We start from the raw sequence: 19,720 nt of genomic DNA, 5'->3' as shown, positions 1-19,720 counted from the left end.
AAGGGTGTGCAAGAGTTGATCGGGGCGGTGGGAGAGCTGTCGCCAAAGGAACGCAAAGCCTTGGCGGTTCTGCTGAAACAAAAAGGTATCGATCTCTTCAGTGTCGCGCCGGTATTCAAGCGAAACGCCAGTGAGCCGCTGCTGCTGTCTTATGCCCAGGAGCGGCAGTGGTTTCTCTGGCAACTGGAACCGACCAGCACCGCCTACCATGTCCCTGCTGCGCTGCGTTTACGCGGCCAGCTGGACATCCAGGCGTTGCAGCACAGCTTCAACACCCTGATCGCTCGTCACGAAACCTTGCGCACCACCTTCGTGTCGACTGCGGACGGCGCCCGCCAGGTGATTCATGCCCAGTGGCCGCTGCTGATCGAGGCGCAAACGCTGCCAGCGGGAAACCCGGCGCAAACCCAGGAGCGGCTCGATGCCTGGTTGGCCGGGCACAGCCAGCAGCTGTTCGACCTGCAGGCCGGCCCGTTGTTGCGGGTCGGTCTGTTGCGTCTGGCCGCTGATGAGCATGTGCTGGTACTGACCCAGCACCATATTGTTTCCGATGGCTGGTCGATGCAGGTCATGGTCGACGAGCTGGTACAGCTGTACGCCGCCTATGCGGGTGGCAGGCAACCTGTGCTGCCCGCGCTGGCGGTGCAGTACGCCGATTTTGCCCTGTGGCAACGGCAGTGGATGGAGGCCGGCGAGCGTGACCGCCAGCTCAGCTACTGGAAGGATCGGCTGGGCGGTGAACAGCCGGTGCTGGCGTTGCCGCTGGATCATCCGCGGCCACTGGAGCAGAGCTTTCGCGGGGCGCGCCATACCCTGGTGCTCGAGCAACGGCTGGGCAATGCCCTCAAGCAACTGGCCCAGCGCCAGGGCGTCACCTTGTTCACCCTGTTGCTGACCAGCTTCCAGGCCTTGCTCCACCGCTACAGTGGCCAGGCGGACATTCGCGTCGGTGTGCCGGTGGCTAACCGCACCCGCGGCGAAATCCAGGGCTTGATCGGCTTTTTCGTCAACACCCAGGTGCTCAAAGCCGAGGTCGACGGCGCGGCGCGCTTCAGCGACCTGCTGGATCAGGTCAAGCAGGCCTTGGTCGAGGCCCAGGCGCACCAGGACCTGCCGTTCGAGCAGTTGCTCGAAGTACTGCACCCCGAACGCAACCTGAGCCGCAGCCCGCTGTTCCAGGTGATGTACAACCACCAGAGCGACGCCCAGGCCAGCAAGACCGCGCAACTGCCGGGGCTGACCGTGGACAGCGTGGTGCTGCCGCGCACCACCGCGCAGTTCGACCTGACCCTGGACACCCATGAGTCGCCCGAGGGCCTCAGTGCAGCGTTGTCCTATGCCCTGGACCTGTTCGAGGCACCGACCATCGAAGCCATGGGCCGACACTGGTGCAACCTGCTGGAGGCCATTGTTGCTGATCCCGACCAGCGGATTGGCACGTTGCCGATGCTCGAAGCCGATGAGCTGAGCAGAACGCTAAGCGAATGGAACCCGGCCACCCGCGACTGGCCCGGCAGCGGCAGCCTGCATGGCTTGATCGCCGCCCAGGCGGCGCGCCGCCCCGAGGCCATCGCCCTGAGTTTCCAGGGCCAGCAGCTGAGCTATGGCGACCTCAACCGCCAGGCCAACCGCCTGGCCCACCGATTGATCGAGCAGGGCGTAGGCCCCGAGGTGCGGGTTGGCCTGGCCTGCGAGCGCGGTTTCGCCATGCTGGTGGGGCTGCTGGCGATCCTCAAGGCCGGCGGCGCCTATGTGCCGCTCGACCCGCAGTACCCGCAGGACCGCCTGGCTTACATGATCGACGACAGCGGCATTGCTCTGGTGCTGGCCGAGCCTGGCTTGCTGGCCAGCCTGCCACTGCCCCAGGGGTTGGCGGTGCTGACGCTGGGCGAGTCGCTGGAGGCTTACGCCGAGCATGACCCTGTTGTGCCGCACGATCCGGATAACCTGGCGTATGTGATCTACACCTCCGGTTCCACCGGCAAGCCCAAGGGCACCTTGCTTGCCCACCGCAACGTGCTGCGCCTGTTCAGTGCCACCCAGGCCTGGTTCAACTTCGGTGCGCAGGATGTCTGGACCCTGTTCCACTCCTACGCGTTCGACTTCTCGGTCTGGGAAATCTTCGGCGCCCTGACCCTGGGCGGGCGCCTGGTGATCGTTCCACACGAGGTCAGCCGCTCGCCAGAGGCATTCTTCGAGCTGCTGTGCCGCGAGCAGGTCACAGTGCTCAACCAGACGCCGTCGGCGTTCCGCCAGTTGCTGCCGGTGGCTTGTGCACCGGAGCACGGGCAGCGCACCCATGCCTTGCGTTATGTGGTGTTTGGCGGCGAGGCGCTGGAGGTCAACCAGCTGCGGCCATGGTTCGAGCGTTTCGGCGAGCGTGCCCCGCAACTGATCAACATGTATGGCATCACCGAGACCACCGTGCACGTGACCTACCGGCCGCTGTCGCTGGCCGATCTGGGGCAAGGCGCCAGCAGCCCGATCGGTGAGCCGATCAGCGACCTGTCCTGGTACCTGCTCGATGGCGAACTCAACCCGGTGGCCAAGGGCTGCACCGGCGAGCTGTACATCGGTCGAGCGGGCCTTGCCCGGGGTTACCTGAACCGCGCGGACCTGTCGGCAACGCGCTTTATCCCGGATCCCTTCGCCGCTGATGGTGGCCGCCTGTACCGCACCGGCGATCTGGCGCGTTACCGCCGTGACGGGGTGATCGAGTATGTCGGGCGTATCGACCAGCAAGTGAAGATCCGCGGCTTCCGTATCGAGCTGGGTGAAATCCAAGCGCGCCTGCAGGCTGCCACCCAGGTGCGCGAAGCCCTGGTGCTGGCTCAGCCCGGGCCGAACGGCCAGCAGTTGGTGGCCTATGTGGTGGCGCAGAGCACGCCAGTTGATCCTGGCCAGTTGCGTGAAACCCTCAAGCAGGCGCTGAAGCAGGACCTGCCGGACTACATGGTGCCAGCGCACCTGCTGTTCATCGAACAACTGCCGCTGACCAGCAACGGCAAGCTCGACCGCAAGGCCTTGCCGCTGCCTGATGCCAGCCAGTTGCAACAAGCCTACGTGGCGCCGCAGAGCGAGCTGGAACAACGCATCGCTGCGATCTGGCAGGAGGTGCTCAAGCTTGAGCGGGTTGGCCTTACCGACAACTTCTTCGAGCTCGGTGGCGACTCGATCATCTCCATCCAGGTGGTCAGCCGCGCCCGCCAGGCGGGGATTCGTTTCACCCCCAAGGAGCTGTTCCAGCACCAGACCGTGCAAGGCCTGGCCAGCGTCGCGCAGTTGGGCGAGGGCGGGCCGCTGATCGACCAGCGCACGGCCAGTGGCACGGCCGAACTGCTGCCGATCCAGCAGGTGTTCTTCGCCAGCGACACCCCCGAGCCGCAGCACTGGAACCAGTCGGTGCTGCTCAAGCCTGCCAGCCGTTTGCAGGTAGCGGTCCTGCAGCGCGCGCTGCAAGCGCTGATCGAGCAGCACGATGCCTTGCGCCTGAGCTTCAGCCAGGGTACTCAGGGCTGGAGCGCCGCATTCAAACCAGCACCCGCGGTAGAGGATGTGCTGTGGCAGGTCGAGGCTGACAGCCTTGAGGCCGTGGAGGCCCTGGGTGAGAGCGCCCAGCGCAGCCTCGACCTCAGCGAGGGGCCACTGCTGCGCGCACTGCTGATCAACCTGGCCGATGGCGAGCAACGCCTGCTGCTGGTGATCCACCACCTGGTGGTGGACGGTGTGTCGTGGCGGGTGCTGTTTGAAGATTTGCAAAGCGCCTACCGCCAGGCACAGTCGGGGCAGACGCCGACGCTGCCGGCACGCACCACCTCGGTCCAGGCCTGGGCCGAACAGCTGCGCGAGTATGCCCGCAGCCCGGCCTTGCAGGCCGAACTGGGATACTGGCAAGGCCAACTGGCCGGCGCCGACGGCGGCTTGCCGCTGGACCACCCCAACGGCGGGCGGCAGAACAAGCTGGCGCGCAGCGTGCACAGCCAGCTCGACCGCGACACCACCCGGCGCCTGTTGCAGCAAGCCCCGGCGGCCTACCGCACCCAGGTCAACGACCTGCTGCTGACTGCCCTGGCGCGGGTGCTGACACGCTGGACCGGCAGCGATTCGCTGCTGGTGCAACTGGAAGGCCATGGCCGTGAGGAACTGTTCGACGGCGTCGACCTGACCCGCACCGTGGGCTGGTTCACCAGCATGTTCCCGGTGCGCCTGCACCCGGCCGAGGGGCTGGGCGACTCGCTCAAGCAGATCAAGGAACAGCTGCGGGCGATCCCCAACAAGGGCCTGGGCTACGGCGCGCTGCGCTACCTGGGCGATGATCAGGCGCAGACGGCCCTGAGCGAACTGGCCCAGGCGCACGTAACCTTCAACTACCTGGGCCAGTTCGATGGCAGCTTTGACCAGTCGACGGCGTTATTCCGCCCGACCGGCGAAGCACGGGGAGCAGAAAAAAGTGCCGAGGCCGTGCTCGGCGAAACCTTGAGCATCAACGGTCAGGTCTACGACGGTCAGTTGAGCCTGGGCTGGACCTTCAGTGGCGAGCAGTTCGACAGCGCGACCATCCAGCGCCTGGCCGATGCCTACGCGCTGGAGCTGGCGGCGCTGGTCGAGCATTGCTGCCAGCCGCAGGTGCACGGCGTGACGCCGTCGGACTTCCCCTTGGCGTGCCTGGACCAGGCCCAGCTCGACAGCCTGCCGGTCCCGGTGGCGCAACTCGAAGACCTCTATCCGCTGTCGCCAATGCAGCAGGGCATGCTGTTCCACACCCTGTACGAGCAGAGTGCTGGCGACTACATCAACCAGATGCGCATCGCTGTCGACGGCCTCGACCCTCAGCGCTTCCAGCAGGCCTGGACCCAGGCCATGCAGGCTCACGCGGTGCTGCGCAGCGGCTTTCTCTGGCAAGGGTTGCAACAACCGCTGCAGTGGGTGGACAAGGCTACGCAGGTGCCGTTCATCGAGCATGACTGGCGCGGCCGGCCGGACCTGGAGGCGGCCCTTGAAGCCTTGGCCCAGGCCCAGCGTCAGCAAGGTTTCGACCTGAGCAACCCGCCATTGCTGCGTCTGGTGCTGGTGCGTACTGGCGACAACAGTTACCACCTGATCTACACCAACCACCATGTGCTGATGGATGGCTGGAGCAACTCGCAACTGCTCGGCGAGGTGCTGCAGCGCTACAGCGGCCAGGCTCTGGCGGCGCCGCAGGGCCTGTACCGCGACTACATCAGCTGGTTGCAGCAACAGGATGCCGAAGCCTGCGAGCGCTTCTGGAAAGCCCAGGCCCAGAACCTTGCGCAGCCGACCTTGCTGGCACGTGTATGCACTGCCGGCGGTGTGCTGGAGCCCGGTTATGGCGATTATCGCAGTGTCCTGGATGCTGAGCGAACACAGCGTCTGGGCGCATTTGCCAAGCGCGCCAAGGTCACTGTCAACACAGTGTTGCAGGCGGCCTGGCTGCTGCTCTTGCAGCGCTACAGCGGGCAGGCGACGGTATGCTTTGGCGCCACGGTTTCCGGGCGCCCGGCCGAACTCAAGGGCGTCGAGCAACAGATCGGCCTGTTCATCAACACCTTGCCGGTGATCGCCACGCCGCGCCCGCAGCAGACGCTCGACAGCTGGCTGCAGGCCGTGCAGGCGCAGAACCTGGCCTTGCGCGAGCAGGAACATACACCGTTGTTCGATATCCAGCGCTGGGCCGGGCAGGGTGGCGAGGCGCTGTTCGACAACATCCTGGTGTTCGAGAACTACCCGGTGGCCGAAGCCCTGCAACAGGCTTCGCCCCAGGACCTGCGTTTCGGTGATATCAGCAACCGCGAGCAGGCCAACTATCCCTTGACCCTGGCGGTGAGCCTGGGCGAGTGCCTGGCTTTGCACTTCAGTTACGACGGCAGCTGTTTCGATGCCGGGGTGGTGGCCCAGCTGGACCGGCACCTGGTCAACCTGCTTATGCAGATGGTCGAGGCCAAGGCGGCGATGCCGCTATCCGAACTGCAACTGCTGCAGGCCGGGGAGCAACTGCAGACCCTGGCCGAATGGAACCCGGCCACCCGCGACTGGCCCGTTACCGGCAGCCTGCACGGCTTGATCGCCGCCCAGGCGGCGCGCCGCCCCGAGGCCATTGCCCTGAGTTTCCAGGGCCAGCAGCTGAGCTACGGCGACCTCAACCGCCAGGCCAACCGCCTGGCCCACCGTTTGATCGAACAGGGCGTAGGCCCCGAGGTGCGGGTTGGCCTGGCCTGCGAGCGCGGTTTCGCCATGCTGGTGGGGCTGCTGGCGATCCTCAAGGCCGGCGGCGCCTATGTGCCGCTCGACCCACAGTACCCGCAGGACCGCCTGGCCTACATGATCGACGACAGCGGCATTGCTCTGGTACTGGCCGAGCCTGGCTTGCTGGCCAGCCTGCCACTGCCCCAGGGATTGGCGGTGCTGACGCTGGGCGAGCCGCTGGAGGCTTACGCCGAGCATGACCCTGTTGTGCCGCATGATCCGGATAACCTGGCGTATGTGATCTACACCTCCGGTTCCACCGGCAAGCCCAAGGGCACCTTGCTTGCCCACCGCAACGTGCTGCGCCTGTTCAGTGCCACCCAGGCCTGGTTCAACTTCGGTGCGCAGGATGTCTGGACCCTGTTCCATTCCTACGCGTTCGACTTCTCGGTCTGGGAAATCTTCGGCGCCCTGACCCTGGGCGGGCGCCTGCTGATCGTTCCACACGAGGTCAGCCGCTCGCCAGAGGCATTCTTCGAGCTGCTGTGCCGCGAGCAGGTCACAGTGCTCAACCAGACGCCGTCGGCGTTCCGCCAGTTGCTGCCGGTGGCTTGTGCACCGGAGCACGGGCAGCGCACCCATGCCTTGCGTTATGTGGTGTTTGGCGGCGAGGCGCTGGAGGTCAACCAGCTGCGGCCATGGTTCGAGCGTTTCGGCGAGCGTGCCCCGCAACTGATCAACATGTATGGCATCACCGAGACCACCGTGCACGTGACCTACCGGCCGCTGTCGCTGGCCGATCTGGGGCAAGGCGCCAGCAGCCCGATCGGTGAGCCGATCAGCGACCTGTCCTGGTACCTGCTCGATGGCGAACTCAACCCGGTGGCCAAGGGCTGCACCGGCGAGCTGTACATCGGTCGAGCGGGCCTTGCCCGGGGTTACCTGAACCGCGCGGACCTGTCGGCAACGCGCTTTATCCCCGATCCCTTCGCCGCTGACGGTGGCCGCCTGTACCGCACCGGCGATCTGGCGCGTTACCGCCGTGACGGGGTGATCGAGTATGTCGGGCGTATCGACCAGCAAGTGAAGATCCGCGGCTTCCGTATCGAGCTGGGTGAAATCCAAGCGCGCCTGCAAGCTGCCACCCAGGTGCGTGAAGCCCTGGTACTGGCCCAGCCCGGGCCGAACGGCCAGCAACTGGTGGCCTATGTGGTGGCGCAGAGCACGCCAGTTGATCCTGGCCAGTTGCGCGAAACCCTCAAGCAGGCGCTGAAGCAGGACCTGCCGGACTACATGGTGCCGGCGCACCTGCTGTTCATCGAGCAACTGCCGCTGACCAGCAACGGCAAGCTCGACCGCAAGGCCTTGCCGCTACCCGATGCCAGCCAGTTGCAACAGGCCTACGTGGCGCCGCAAAGCGAGCTGGAACAACGCATCGCCGCGATCTGGCAAGAGGTGCTCAAGCTCGAACGGGTTGGTCTGGCCGACAACTTCTTCGAACTGGGCGGGCACTCGCTGCTGGTGGTCAATGTGGTCTCGCGCATCCAGCTGGAGGAGGGTCTGAAGCTGTCCCCGCAACTGCTGTTCCAATACCCGACCCTGGGCACTTTTGTCGAGCAACTGGCCGAATCCGGTGAGCAATTGAATACGTCGAAACTGAACAAGCTGGAAAGCCTGCTTGATGAAATGGAGGAAGTTTGATGGACGCAGGTGTCGCTGCACGAATTGCCAAGCGCTTCATCACACTGCCTTTGGACAAGCGCAAACTGTACCTGGAGAAAATGCTCGCAGAGGGTGTTTCTCCGGCCAACCTGCCGATACCTGAAACCCGTGCAGAGCTTGTCCACATTCCCCTGTCCTATGCCCAGCAACGCCAGTGGTTCCTCTGGCAGCTGGAGCCGCAAAGCCCGGCGTACAACCTGTCGATGGCGTTGCGCCTGTACGGTGAGTTCGATGCCGCAGTGCTCGAGCGCTGCCTGAACCAGCTGGTGGCCCGCCATGAAAGCCTGCGCACCCGCTTTGTCAGTGACCAGCAGCACACCGTGCAGGTCATTGCACCTGCGCTGCACGTGCCGGTTACGCTGAGCGAGCAAGCGTGCCCGCAGGCCGAGCGCGCAGCGCTGATCAAGGCGTTCGTCAATCGCCAGGGCCAGCAACTGTTCGATCTTGCGACAGGCCCGCTGTTGCAGGTCGACCTGCTGCGCCTGGCCGACGACGACCAGGTGCTGGTCCTGACCCAGCATCACATCATCAGCGATGGGGTCTCGCTGCAGATTTTGCTCAAGGAGCTGATCCAGCTGTACGCCGGGGCGGTCCAGGGTCAGGCGCCAAGCCTTGAGCCCCTGCCGATCCAGTACGCCGACTACGCCATCTGGCAGCGGCACTGGATGGAGGCCGGTGAGCTGGAGCGGCAACTGAGCTACTGGAAAGCACACCTGGGTGATGAGCAACCGGTGCTCGAACTGCCCACCGACCACCCACGCCCGGCGCTGCAAAGCCTGCGCGGCGGCCAGCACAGCGTGCAACTGGACGCTGGCCTGAGCCGCGGCTTGCAGCAACTGGCCCAGGCTGAAAACGCGACGCTGTTCATGGTCTTGCTGGCGGCCCTGCAACTGCTGTTGCAGCGCTACAGCGGCCAGCACGATATCCGTATCGGCGTGCCGATGGCCAACCGCAATCGGGTCGAAACCGAAGGCCTGATCGGCTTTTTCGTCAACACCCAGGTACTGCGCGGGCAGATCGACGAGCAGGACGATTTCCTGGCCTTGCTGCGCCAGGCGCGGGCCTCGGTACTGGGCGCACAAGCCCATCAGGATCTGCCATTCGAACAACTGGTCGATGCCTTGCAACCTGCGCGCAGCCTGAGCCGCAATGCGCTGTTCCAGGTGATGTTCAACCATCAGCGCGAAGCTGCCGCCGACCGCCGTACGCCTGGGTTGAGCTTGCCGGGGCTGCGTCTGGAAGGGTTGCAGCAGGACAACCCGACGGCGCAATTCGACCTGACCCTGGATACCTTCGAGCACGAGGGCGGGCTGTCGGCCACCTTCAACTATGCCGCCGATTTGTTCGAGGCGAGCAGCATCGCGCGCATGGCCGGGCACTGGCAGCGCCTGCTGCAGGCGATTGTCGCCGCCCCGCAGCAACGCCTGGGCGAGCTGGCGATGCTTGATCCCCAGGAGCGCCAGACGGCGTTGCAGCAGGGCACCGCAGCGACGCCGGTGGCCGAGGCCGATGCCTGCGTGCACCAGTTGATCGAGCGCCAGGCCCGGCGCCAGCCGCAGCAGCCGGCCGTGCTGTTCGAGCAACAAAGCCTGAGTTTCGCGGCGCTGGAGCGCCAGGCCAATGCGCTGGCCCATCGGTTGCGGGCGCACGGGGTCGGCGCGGAATGCCGGGTCGGTATTGCCCTGGAACGCGGCCCGCAGCTGCTGGTGGCGGTGCTGGCAGTACTCAAGGCCGGCGCCGCCTACCTGCCGCTGGACAGCAGCTACCCGCGCGAGCGCCTGGCCTACATGGTCAAAGACAGCGGCCTGGTGCTGTTGTTGACCCAGTCCCGGCTGCTGGCGCAACTGCCGGCCAGCGACGGGGTGCAGACCCTGGTGCTCGATGCCCTGGACGACAGTTTCGCTGACCTGGCGGACAGCGCACCGGCTGTTCATGTCGAGCCGGACAGCCTGGCCTATGTGATCTACACCTCCGGCACCACGGGGCAACCCAAGGGGGTCGGGGTCAGCCACCGCGCCCTGGCCATGCACTGCCAGGCGGCTGCCCGGGTCTATGGCCTGAGCGCTGCCGACTGTGAACTGCAATTCGCCTCGCCCAGCTTCGATGCGGCCTGGGAGCAGATGTTCATGCCGCTGATCTGCGGCGCCCGGATTGTACTCGGCGACGTCGGCCAGTGGTCGGCGGAGCGTCTGTGCGAGGTTGTAGCCGAGCAACAAGTGACGGTGCTCGACCTGCCGCCAGCCTACCTGCTACAGCAGGCGGCAGTGCTGCGCCAATTGCAGCGCACGGTGCAGGTGCGGGCCTGCATCCTCGGTGGCGAGGGCTGGGACCGGCATACCCTGGAGGCACTTGAGGTTGTGCGTGCCGAGCAATTGTTCAACGCCTACGGGCCGACTGAAGCGGTGATCAGCCCGCTGATCTGGCGCCATGACGCCAGTGACCGGTTCAACGGTTACGCGCCGATCGGCCAGCAAGTCGGGCAGCGTTCGGCGCTGATCCTGGACAACAACCTCAACGTGTTGCCTGCCGGGCATGTCGGCGACCTTTATCTGGGGGGCGTGGGCCTGGCCCGTGGCTACCTGAACCGCCCGGGCCTGACGGCGCAGAGTTTCATTCCGGATCCTTATGCCAGCGAACCCGGTGGCCGCCTGTACCGTACCGGCGACCTGGGCAGCCGTCGTGCCGATGGCATCGTCGAGTACCGGGGGCGCAGCGACGAGCAGGTGAAAATCCGTGGCTTGCGCATCGAGTTGGGCGAGATCCAGACGCGCCTGCAAGCGGCCCCACACGTGCGTGAAGCCCTGGTGCTGGCCCAGCCCGGACCGAACGGCCAGCAACTGGTGGCCTATGTGGTGGCGCAGAGCACGCCAGTTGATCCTGGCCAGTTGCGTGAAACCCTCAAGCAGGCGCTGAAGCAGGACCTGCCGGACTACATGGTGCCAGCGCACCTGCTGTTCATCGAGCAACTGCCGCTGACCAGCAACGGCAAGCTCGACCGCAAGGCCTTGCCGCTGCCTGATGCCAGCCAGTTGCAACAAGCCTACGTGGCGCCGCAGAGCGAGCTGGAACAACGCATCGCCGCGATCTGGCAGGAGGTGCTCAAGCTTGAGCGGGTTGGCCTTACCGACAACTTCTTCGAGCTCGGTGGCGACTCGATCATCTCCATCCAGGTGGTCAGCCGCGCCCGCCAGGCGGGGATTCGTTTCACTCCCAAGGAGCTGTTCCAGCACCAGACCGTGCAGGGCCTGGCCAGCGTCGCACAGTTGGGCGAGGGCGGGCCGCTGATCGATCAGCGCCCGGCCAGTGGCACGGCCGAACTGCTGCCGATCCAGCAGGTGTTCTTCGCCAGCGACACCCCCGAGCCGCAGCATTGGAACCAGTCGGTGCTGCTCAAGCCTGCCAGCCGTTTGCAGGTAGCGGTCCTGCAGCGCGCGCTGCACGCGCTGATCGAGCAGCACGATGCCTTGCGCCTGAGCTTCAGCCAGGGCGCCCAGGGCTGGAGCGCCGCATTCAAGCCGGCACCCGCGGTAGAGGATGTGCTGTGGCAGGTCGAGGCTGACAGCCTTGAGGCCGTGGAGGCCCTGGGCGAGCGCGCCCAGCGCAGCCTCGACCTCAGCGAGGGTCCGCTGCTGCGCGCACTGCTGATCAACCTGGCCGACGGCGAACAACGCCTGCTGCTGGTGATCCATCACCTGGCGGTGGACGGTGTGTCGTGGCGGGTGCTGTTTGAAGATTTGCAAAGCGCCTACCGCCAGGCGCAGTCGGGGCAGACGCCGACGCTGCCGGCACGCACCACCTCGGTCCAGGCCTGGGCCGAACAGCTGCGCGAGTATGCCCGCAGCCCGGCCTTGCAGGCCGAACTGGGTTACTGGCAAGGCCAACTGGCCGGTGCCGACGGCGCCTTGCCGCTGGACCACCCCAACGGCGGGCGGCAGAACAAGCTGGCGCGCAGCGTGCACAGCCAGCTTGACCGCGACACCACCCGGCGCCTGTTGCAGCAAGCCCCGGCGGCCTACCGCACCCAGGTCAACGACCTGCTGCTGACTGCCCTGGCGCGGGTGCTGACGCGCTGGACCGGCAGCGATTCGCTGCTGGTGCAACTGGAAGGCCATGGCCGTGAGGAACTGTTCGACGGTGTCGACCTGACCCGCACCGTGGGCTGGTTCACCAGCATGTTCCCGGTGCGCCTGCGCCCGGCCGAGGGGCTGGGCGACTCGCTCAAGCAGATCAAGGAACAGCTGCGGGCGATCCCCAACAAGGGCCTGGGCTACGGCGCGCTGCGCTACCTGGGCGATGACCAGGCGCAGGCGGCGCTGAGCGAACTGACCCAGGCGCAGGTGACCTTCAACTATCTGGGCCAGTTCGATGGCAGCTTTGACGACTCCGCCGCGTTGTTCCGCCCCACCGGCGAAGCACGGGGCCTGGAGCAGAGCCCCGAGGCACTGCTCAGTGAAGTGTTGAGCATCAATGGCCAGGTCTACGATGGCCAGCTGAGCCTGGGCTGGACCTTCAGTGGCGAGCAGTTCGACAGCGCGACCATCCAGCGCCTGGCCGATGCCTACGCGCTGGAACTGGCAGCACTGGTCGAGCACTGCTGCCAGCCGCAGGTACACGGGGTGACGCCGTCGGACTTCCCCTTGGCGCGCCTGGACCAGGCCCAGCTCGACAGCCTGCCGGTCCCGGCGGCGCAGCTCGAAGACCTCTATCCGCTGTCGCCAATGCAGCAGGGCATGCTGTTCCACACCCTGTACGAGCAGGGCGGCGGTGACTACCTCAACCAGATGCGCCTGGACATCGACGGTCTCGATCCACAGCGCTTCGAGCAAGCCTGGCAGGCGGCCCTGGACGCCCAGGAGATTCTGCGCACCGGGTTTGTCTGGCAAGGCGAACTGCAACAGCCTTTGCAACTGGTACAGCGCCAGGTGCAGGTGCCGTTTACCGTGCTGGACTGGCGTGACCATCCGCAGTTGCCACAGGCGCTGCAGTCACTGGCCCAAAGCGAGTACGCCAAGCCCTTCGACATGAGTGTGGCCCCCTTGCTGCGCCTGGTCCTGGTGCGGATATCCGCCAGCGCTTACCACCTGATCTACACCAACCACCACATCCTGCTCGATGGCTGGAGCAACTCGCAGCTGCTGGGCGAGGTACTGCAGCGCTACAACGGCCAAGCCCCGGCACCGCGCAGCGGCCATTACCGTGACTACATCGCCTGGCTGCAGCAGCGCGATGCCCAGGCCACCGAGCAGTTCTGGCGTGCGCAACTGGCCCGGGTTCAGGAGCCGACCCGGTTGTCCAGGTCGATTGCCCGCGAACCCGGGCAGCACAGCGGCCATGGCAACCATTACCAATGGCTCAGTGCGCAACGCACCCAGGCCCTGGGCGACTTCGCCCGGGCGCGCAAGGTCACGGTCAACACGTTGCTGCAGGCGGCCTGGCTGCTCCTGCTGCAACGCTACACCGGGCTTGATTGTGTCTGCTTCGGCGCGACGGTATCGGGCCGACCTGCCGAGCTCAAGGGCGTCGAGCAGCAGATCGGCCTGTTCATCAACACCTTGCCGGTGATTGCCCAGCCACGCCCGGAACTGAGCGTCGAGCAGTGGCTGCAGCAGGTCCAGGCCTACAACCTGGCCCTGCGTGAGCAGGAGCACACACCGCTGTTCGACATCCAGCGCTGGGCCGGGCAGGGTGGCGAGGCGCTGTTCGACAACATTCTGGTGTTCGAGAACTACCCGGTGGCCGAAGCCCTGCAACAAAGCGCGGCCGATGACTTGCGCTTCGGTGAGATCGGCAACTACGAACAGACCAACTACCCGCTGACCCTGTCGGTGAACCTCGGCCAGACCATGGCCTTGCACTACAGCTTCAACCAGGCGGACTTCGCCCAGGCCAGCATTGAACGTCTGGCGCGGCATCTGGAGGCTCTGCTCGACACCATGATGCACAGCCCGCAGCAGTTGTTGTCGCAGCTCGATCACCTGGGTGCGCAGGAGCGCCAGCAGTTGCTGGTGGCGTTTAACGCCACCGCCACCCGCTACCCGCTGGAGCAGAGCATCCAGCAACTGATCGAAGCCCAGGTGGCACGTACGCCCCAGGCACCGGCATTGCTGTTCGGCGAGCAGGTGCTCAGCTACGCCCAGCTCAACGCCCGGGCCAACCGCCTGGCGCACCGTTTGATCGAGCAGGGCGTGGGCGCCGATGTGCTGGTCGGCATCGCCGCCGAACGCAGCCTGGAGATGGTCATCGGCCTGCTGGCGGTGCTCAAGGCCGGTGGCGCCTATGTGCCGCTGGACCCGGACTACCCGCAGGAACGCCTGGCCTACATGTTCGAGGACAGCGGCATTGCCTTGCTGCTGACCCAGGCGCCGCTGCGCGAGCAGTTGCCGCTGCCCGCCGGGCTCAAGGTCTTGCTGCTCGAAGAGGCCCTGGACGGCTACACCGAAGACAATCCCGAGGTGGCGGTGGCTGCCGAAAACCTCGCCTACGTGATCTACACCTCCGGCTCCACCGGCAAGCCCAAGGGCGCCGGCAACCGTCACGCGGCGCTGACCAACCGGTTGTGCTGGATGCAACAGGCCTATGGCCTGGACGCCAGCGACACGGTGCTGCAGAAGACTCCTTTCAGCTTCGACGTGTCGGTGTGGGAGTTCTTCTGGCCGCTGATGACCGGCGCACGCCTGGCCATTGCCGGTCCGGGCGATCACCGTGACCCGGCGCGGCTGGTGAGCCTGATCCAGCAGCACGACGTAAGCACGCTGCATTTTGTGCCGTCGATGCTGCAGGCGTTCCTGCTCGATGAGCAGGTTGGTCAGTGCACGGGGCTCAAGCGCATCGTCTGCAGTGGCGAGGCCTTGCCGGTGGATGCCCAGCAGCAGGTGTTCGCCAAGTTGCCGCAAGCCGGGTTGTACAACCTCTATGGCCCGACCGAGGCGGCCATCGACGTCACCCACTGGACCTGCCGCGACGAAGGCGCCGACAGCGTGCCGATCGGTGAGCCGATCGCCAACCTTGGCACCTATGTGCTCAGCGCCGACCTGGAACCGGTGGCGGTGGGCGTGATCGGTGAGCTGTACCTGACCGGTGAAGGCCTGGCGCGCGGTTACCACCGTCGTCCGGGGCTGACCGCCGAGCGTTTCGTGGCCAGCCCGTTCGTGGCCGGCCAGCGCCTGTACCGCACCGGCGACCTGGCCCGACAACGGCCGGACGGGGTGATCGAGTACGCCGGGCGTATCGACCACCAGGTGAAGATTCGCGGCCTGCGTATCGAGCTGGGCGAGATCGAGGCGCGCCTGCTGGAGCTGGCTGAGGTGCGCGAGGCGGTGGTGGTGGCCGCCAACGGCCCACGGGGGACCCGCCTGGTGGGCTACCTGGTCGCCAGCACGGCGCAGGATGAAAGCCACCTGCTCGCGCACATTACTGCGCAACTGGCGGTCAACCTGCCGCAATACATGGTGCCGGCGCAGTGGGTGGTGCTTGCGCAGATGCCGCTGAGCCCCAATGGCAAGCTCGATCGCAAGGCGCTGCCCGACCCGCAAGCCGGTGCTGGCGCGACTGAGTACGTGGCGCCGCAAACCGCCCTGGAGCAGGCCCTGGCCGATATCTGGGCCGCGGTGCTGGAGCTTGAACAGGTCAGCGTCAACGACAACTTCTTCGAGCTCGGCGGTGACTCGATCATCTCCATCCAGGTGGTCAGCCGTGCCCGCGCCGCAGGGATGGTCCTTTCACCCAAGGATATTTTCCAGCAGCGCACCATTGCCAAGCTGGCGCTGCTGGCCGAGCAGGCCGGCAAGCTTCAACCCGCAGTGCCCGCCTTGCCGACGGCGGTCGCCTTGCACGCCTTGAGCGCGCAGCAGGTAGCGGCGCTGGACCTGGATCATGAACGGGTGAGCCATCTGTACCGCTTGTCGCCGATGCAGCAGGGCATGCTGTTCCTGTCGCTCAACAGCGATGCACTGTACGTCAACCAGCTGTGCCTGCCGATCCAGGGCCTGGACGCCGAGCGGTTCAAGGCGGCCTGGATCGCCGTCAGCCAGCGCCATGACGCGCTGCGCACCGGCTTCTACTGGCAGGACCTGGACGAACCGCTGCAGTTCGTCATGGAGCAGTTGCTGCTGCCGATCCACGAGCTGGACTGGTCGCAGCGCAGCGCCAGCAGCGAACAGCTGCAGGCCCTGGCCGATGCCGATCGGCGCCTGGGCTTTGCCATGGACCGTCCGCCGCTGCAACGCCTGACCCTGGTGCGCACAGGCAGCAACAGCCACCAGTTGATCTGGACTTACCACCATATCCTTCTCGATGGCTGGAGTGTTTCCCAGCTGCTCGCTGAAGTACTGGCCCATTACACCGGGCAGGCGCTGGACCCGGTGGTGCCTTATGTCGATTACATCGCCTGGCTGCAACGCCAGGACCCGGTCGCCAGCGAAACCTTCTGGCGCACGCAACTGGCCGGCTTGCCAGCCCCGACCTACCTGGCCAATGCCCAGCCGGTGCGCGAGGGCGGCGCCGGATACCAGGCGATCTACAGCCACTTCGGCGCGGCGCACACGCAGCGCTTCAAGGACTTTGCCAAAGACCAGCAGGTGACCCTCAATACCCTGGTGCAAGCTGCCTGGCTGGTGCTGCTCAGCCGTTACAGCGGCCAGCAGCAGGTGGTGTTCGGCGCAACGGTGGCCGGGCGTCCGGTCAACCTTGAGCACTCGCAGCGCATGCTCGGCTGCTTCATCAACACCCTGCCGGTGATCGCCGATGTCGCCGCCCAGGCGGCAGTGGGCGACTGGCTGCGCGAGCTGCAGGACTACAACCTGGGTCTGCGGGAGCTGGAGTACACGCCGTTGACCGACATTCAGCGCTGGGCCGGGCAACCTGGTCAGGCGCTATTCGACACCATCATTGTGTTCGAGAACCACCCGGTGGAGCAGAGCCTGCAACGCTGGAGCGAAGAGTCGGTAAGTTTTGGCCAGAGTGAAAGTGCCGGCCTGACCAACCTGCCGATGGACCTGATGGTCACCCTTGAGGACGGTCTGGTCATCGAGTACGCCTACCTGCGCGAGTTCTTCGACGACGCCGTCGCCGATGCGATCCGCCAGGATATGGAAGGCCTGCTGCACGCCCTGTGCGTTGATGCTCAGCAGCGCCTGGGCAACCTTGGCCTGCCCCGGGGAACCGCGCGTGCGCTGCCGGCCAGTGTGGTGCAGGCGCACGAGCCGCTGGTTCATCAACTGATCGGCGACCAGGTGCAGCGCCAGGGCACGCGGCCGGCGGTCAGCAGTGGCGGGCGGCAACTGAGCTTCAGCCAGCTCGATGCCCAGGCCAACCGCCTGGCCCGGGCGCTGATCGCCCAGGGCGTCGGTGCCGAGGTGCGGGTCGGCATTGCCTTGCCGCGCAGCGAACTGACGATTGTGGCGATGCTCGCGGTGCTCAAGGCAGGGGGGTGCTACGTACCGCTGGACATCAGCCACCCGGCCGAACGCCTGGCCTACATGATGGCCGACTCAGGCATGGCCCTGTTGCTGTGTGACAGCAGCCTGAGCCCTGGGTTGGCGGTGCCGGTGGGCGTGCGTCAGGTACTGCTTGATCGCCTGCAGTTCGATGGGTTTTCGGACGCGGCCCCGCGGGTCGACATCGACCCCGAGCACCTGGCCTATGTGATCTACACCTCCGGTTCCACCGGCCAGCCCAAAGGGGTGGCGGTGGCCTACGGGCCGTTGTCGGCGCACTGTCGCGCCATCGGTGAGCTGTATGCGATGAGCGCCGATGATTGCGAACTGCATTTCATGTCGTTTGCCTTCGACGGCGCCCAGGAGCGCTGGCTCACGGCACTGTCCCATGGGGCGCGGCTGGTGGTGCGCGACGATGCCCTGTGGACGCCGGAAGAGACCTACCAGCAACTGCACGCCCAAGGGGTCAGCGTCGCGGCGTTCCCACCGGTGTACCTGCAGCACCTGGCTGACCATGCCGAGCGGGTGGGTAATCCCCCCGCGGTGCGCATCTACTGCTTTGGCGGTGACGCCGTTGCCGAGGCCAGTTTCGAGCGGGTCAAGCGTACCCTGGCGCCCCAGGCAATTTTCAACGGCTATGGGCCGACCGAAACCGTGGTCACGCCATTGCTCTGGCGGGCCGGGCCGCAGCAGCGTTGCGAGGCCGCCTATGCACCGATCGGCAGCCTGGTCGGGCAACGCAGCGCGCATGTGCTGGACGCCGATCTCAACCCCTTGCCGCCAGGCATCGCCGGTGAGTTGTACCTGGGTGGGCACGGGGTGGCGCGTGGCTACCTGGACCGTCCCGGGCTGAGCGCCGAGCGCTTTGTCGCCGACCCGTTCAACGCCGGTGGCCGCCTGTACCGTACCGGTGACCTGGTGCGTGAGCGCACCGACGGGGTGTTCGACTACCTTGGACGGATCGATCATCAAGTGAAGATTCGCGGTTTTCGCATTGAACTGGGCGAGATCGAGGCGCGCCTGGGCGAGCAGGACGGGGTCGCCGAAGCGGTGGTGGTGACCCATGACAGCCCGCTGGGCAAGCAACTGGTGGCCTACCTGGTGGCCAGTGAGCCGACGGCAGCCAGCGGACTCTGCGAGCAGGTTCGCCAGGCACTCAAGGCGACGCTGCCAGACTACATGGTGCCAGCGCACCTGGTGTTGCTCGAGCGCATGCCGCTTTCGCCCAACGGCAAGCTCGAGCGCAAGGCCTTGCCGGCGCCGCAGGTTGCCAGCGAACGGCAGTACCTGGCTCCGCACAGCGAACTGCAATGGGCGTTGGCCGAGATCTGGCAAGCAGTGCTCAAGGTCGAGCGGGTTGGCTTGAACGACAACTTCTATGAAATGGGCGGCGACTCGATTCTCAGCCTGCAGGTGGTTGCGCGCTCGCGCAGCCTGAAGAAGCTTGGTTTTAGCCTCAAGCTGCGAGACCTGGTGCAAAAGCCGACGATCGCCGAACTCACCGCCAGCGATACGCCCAAGGCGGCCGGCCTGCTGTCGCTCAACAGCGATGCGCCGGGCAAGCCGACGCTGTTCTGCGTGCATGCCGGCTTCGGTACGGTGTTCGACTACGAACCTCTGGCCCGGCGTCTCGACTCGCACTGCAAGGTGCTGGCGATCCCCTGCCGGATGTTGTTCGACGCCACCTGGCGGGATGTCTCGCTGGCCGCCATGGCCCGCGACTATGTCGCCCTGGTGCGCCAGCGTCAGGCCCACGGCCCCTATCATCTGCTCGGCTGGTCGCTGGGCGGCACCCTGGCCAGCCTGATGGCGGCCGAGTTCGAGCGCCAAGGTCAAACCGTGGCATTTCTCGGCCTGGTGGACGGTTATGTGCCGGGCGGTGCCGAAGCGTTGCAGGCGGACAACTGGCAAGGCGACTTGCAGGACTTCCTCGACCTGCTGTCGCCGGGCCTTTCCCAGCAGTTGCCAGCCCTGGCGCCCGCTGAGGCAGAGGTGGATTTCCAGGCCGTGTTCCAGCAGTTGCTGGCGCCGCTGCCGACGGCTCAGGTGCAAGCTTCGCGGTACCTGGCCATGGGCCCGGAGGAACTGGCTAACCTGTTCGTCGTCGCCCGCCGGCTGATGGGCCTGTCCCGTGCGTTGCCAGCGTGTGCTGTTGTCCAGGTGCCGGCCCACGCCTGGTGGACCCCTGGTCGTCAGGACGAGCGCGACGCGCTGGCCAGCCAACTGGGCCAACCACGGTTGGCGAGCCAGACCATCGCCTGCGGACACTTCCAGATTCCTCGCGACGAGCGCCTGCTGCAGGCGTTGCAACAGGCGCTGGAAGAGACCCAGGCAGTGTTGTTGATCGATTAATCCGTATG

Annotated in this window: 2 protein-coding genes; both read left to right on the top strand. The window is 66.0% G+C overall.

What is annotated here, in order from left to right:
- Positions 1-6: 6 nt before the first annotated feature.
- The gene (locus tag EXN22_RS18120) at positions 7-7,905 is read left to right on the top strand and encodes a non-ribosomal peptide synthetase (protein WP_130265362.1); all 7,899 of its coding nucleotides are present in this window, start codon (positions 7-9) and stop codon (positions 7,903-7,905) included.
- Positions 7,905-19,712: a non-ribosomal peptide synthetase gene (locus EXN22_RS18115; protein WP_130265361.1), complete on the top strand. Its 11,808-nt coding sequence runs from the start codon at positions 7,905-7,907 to the stop codon at positions 19,710-19,712. The genes EXN22_RS18120 and EXN22_RS18115 overlap by 1 nt, the downstream gene beginning before the upstream one ends.
- Positions 19,713-19,720 lie beyond the last annotated feature (8 nt).

The sequence above is a fragment of the Pseudomonas tructae genome, from assembly GCF_004214895.1.
GTDB classification, from domain to species: domain Bacteria; phylum Pseudomonadota; class Gammaproteobacteria; order Pseudomonadales; family Pseudomonadaceae; genus Aquipseudomonas; species Aquipseudomonas tructae.
This window is presented reverse-complemented; position numbering and strand designations above follow the sequence as displayed.

Bases quoted from the DNA above. Each gene is read 5' to 3' on its own strand.
- EXN22_RS18115 (WP_130265361.1), top strand. From the start codon at position 7,905: ATGGACGCAGGTGTCGCTGCACGAATTGCCAAGCGCTTCATCACACTG.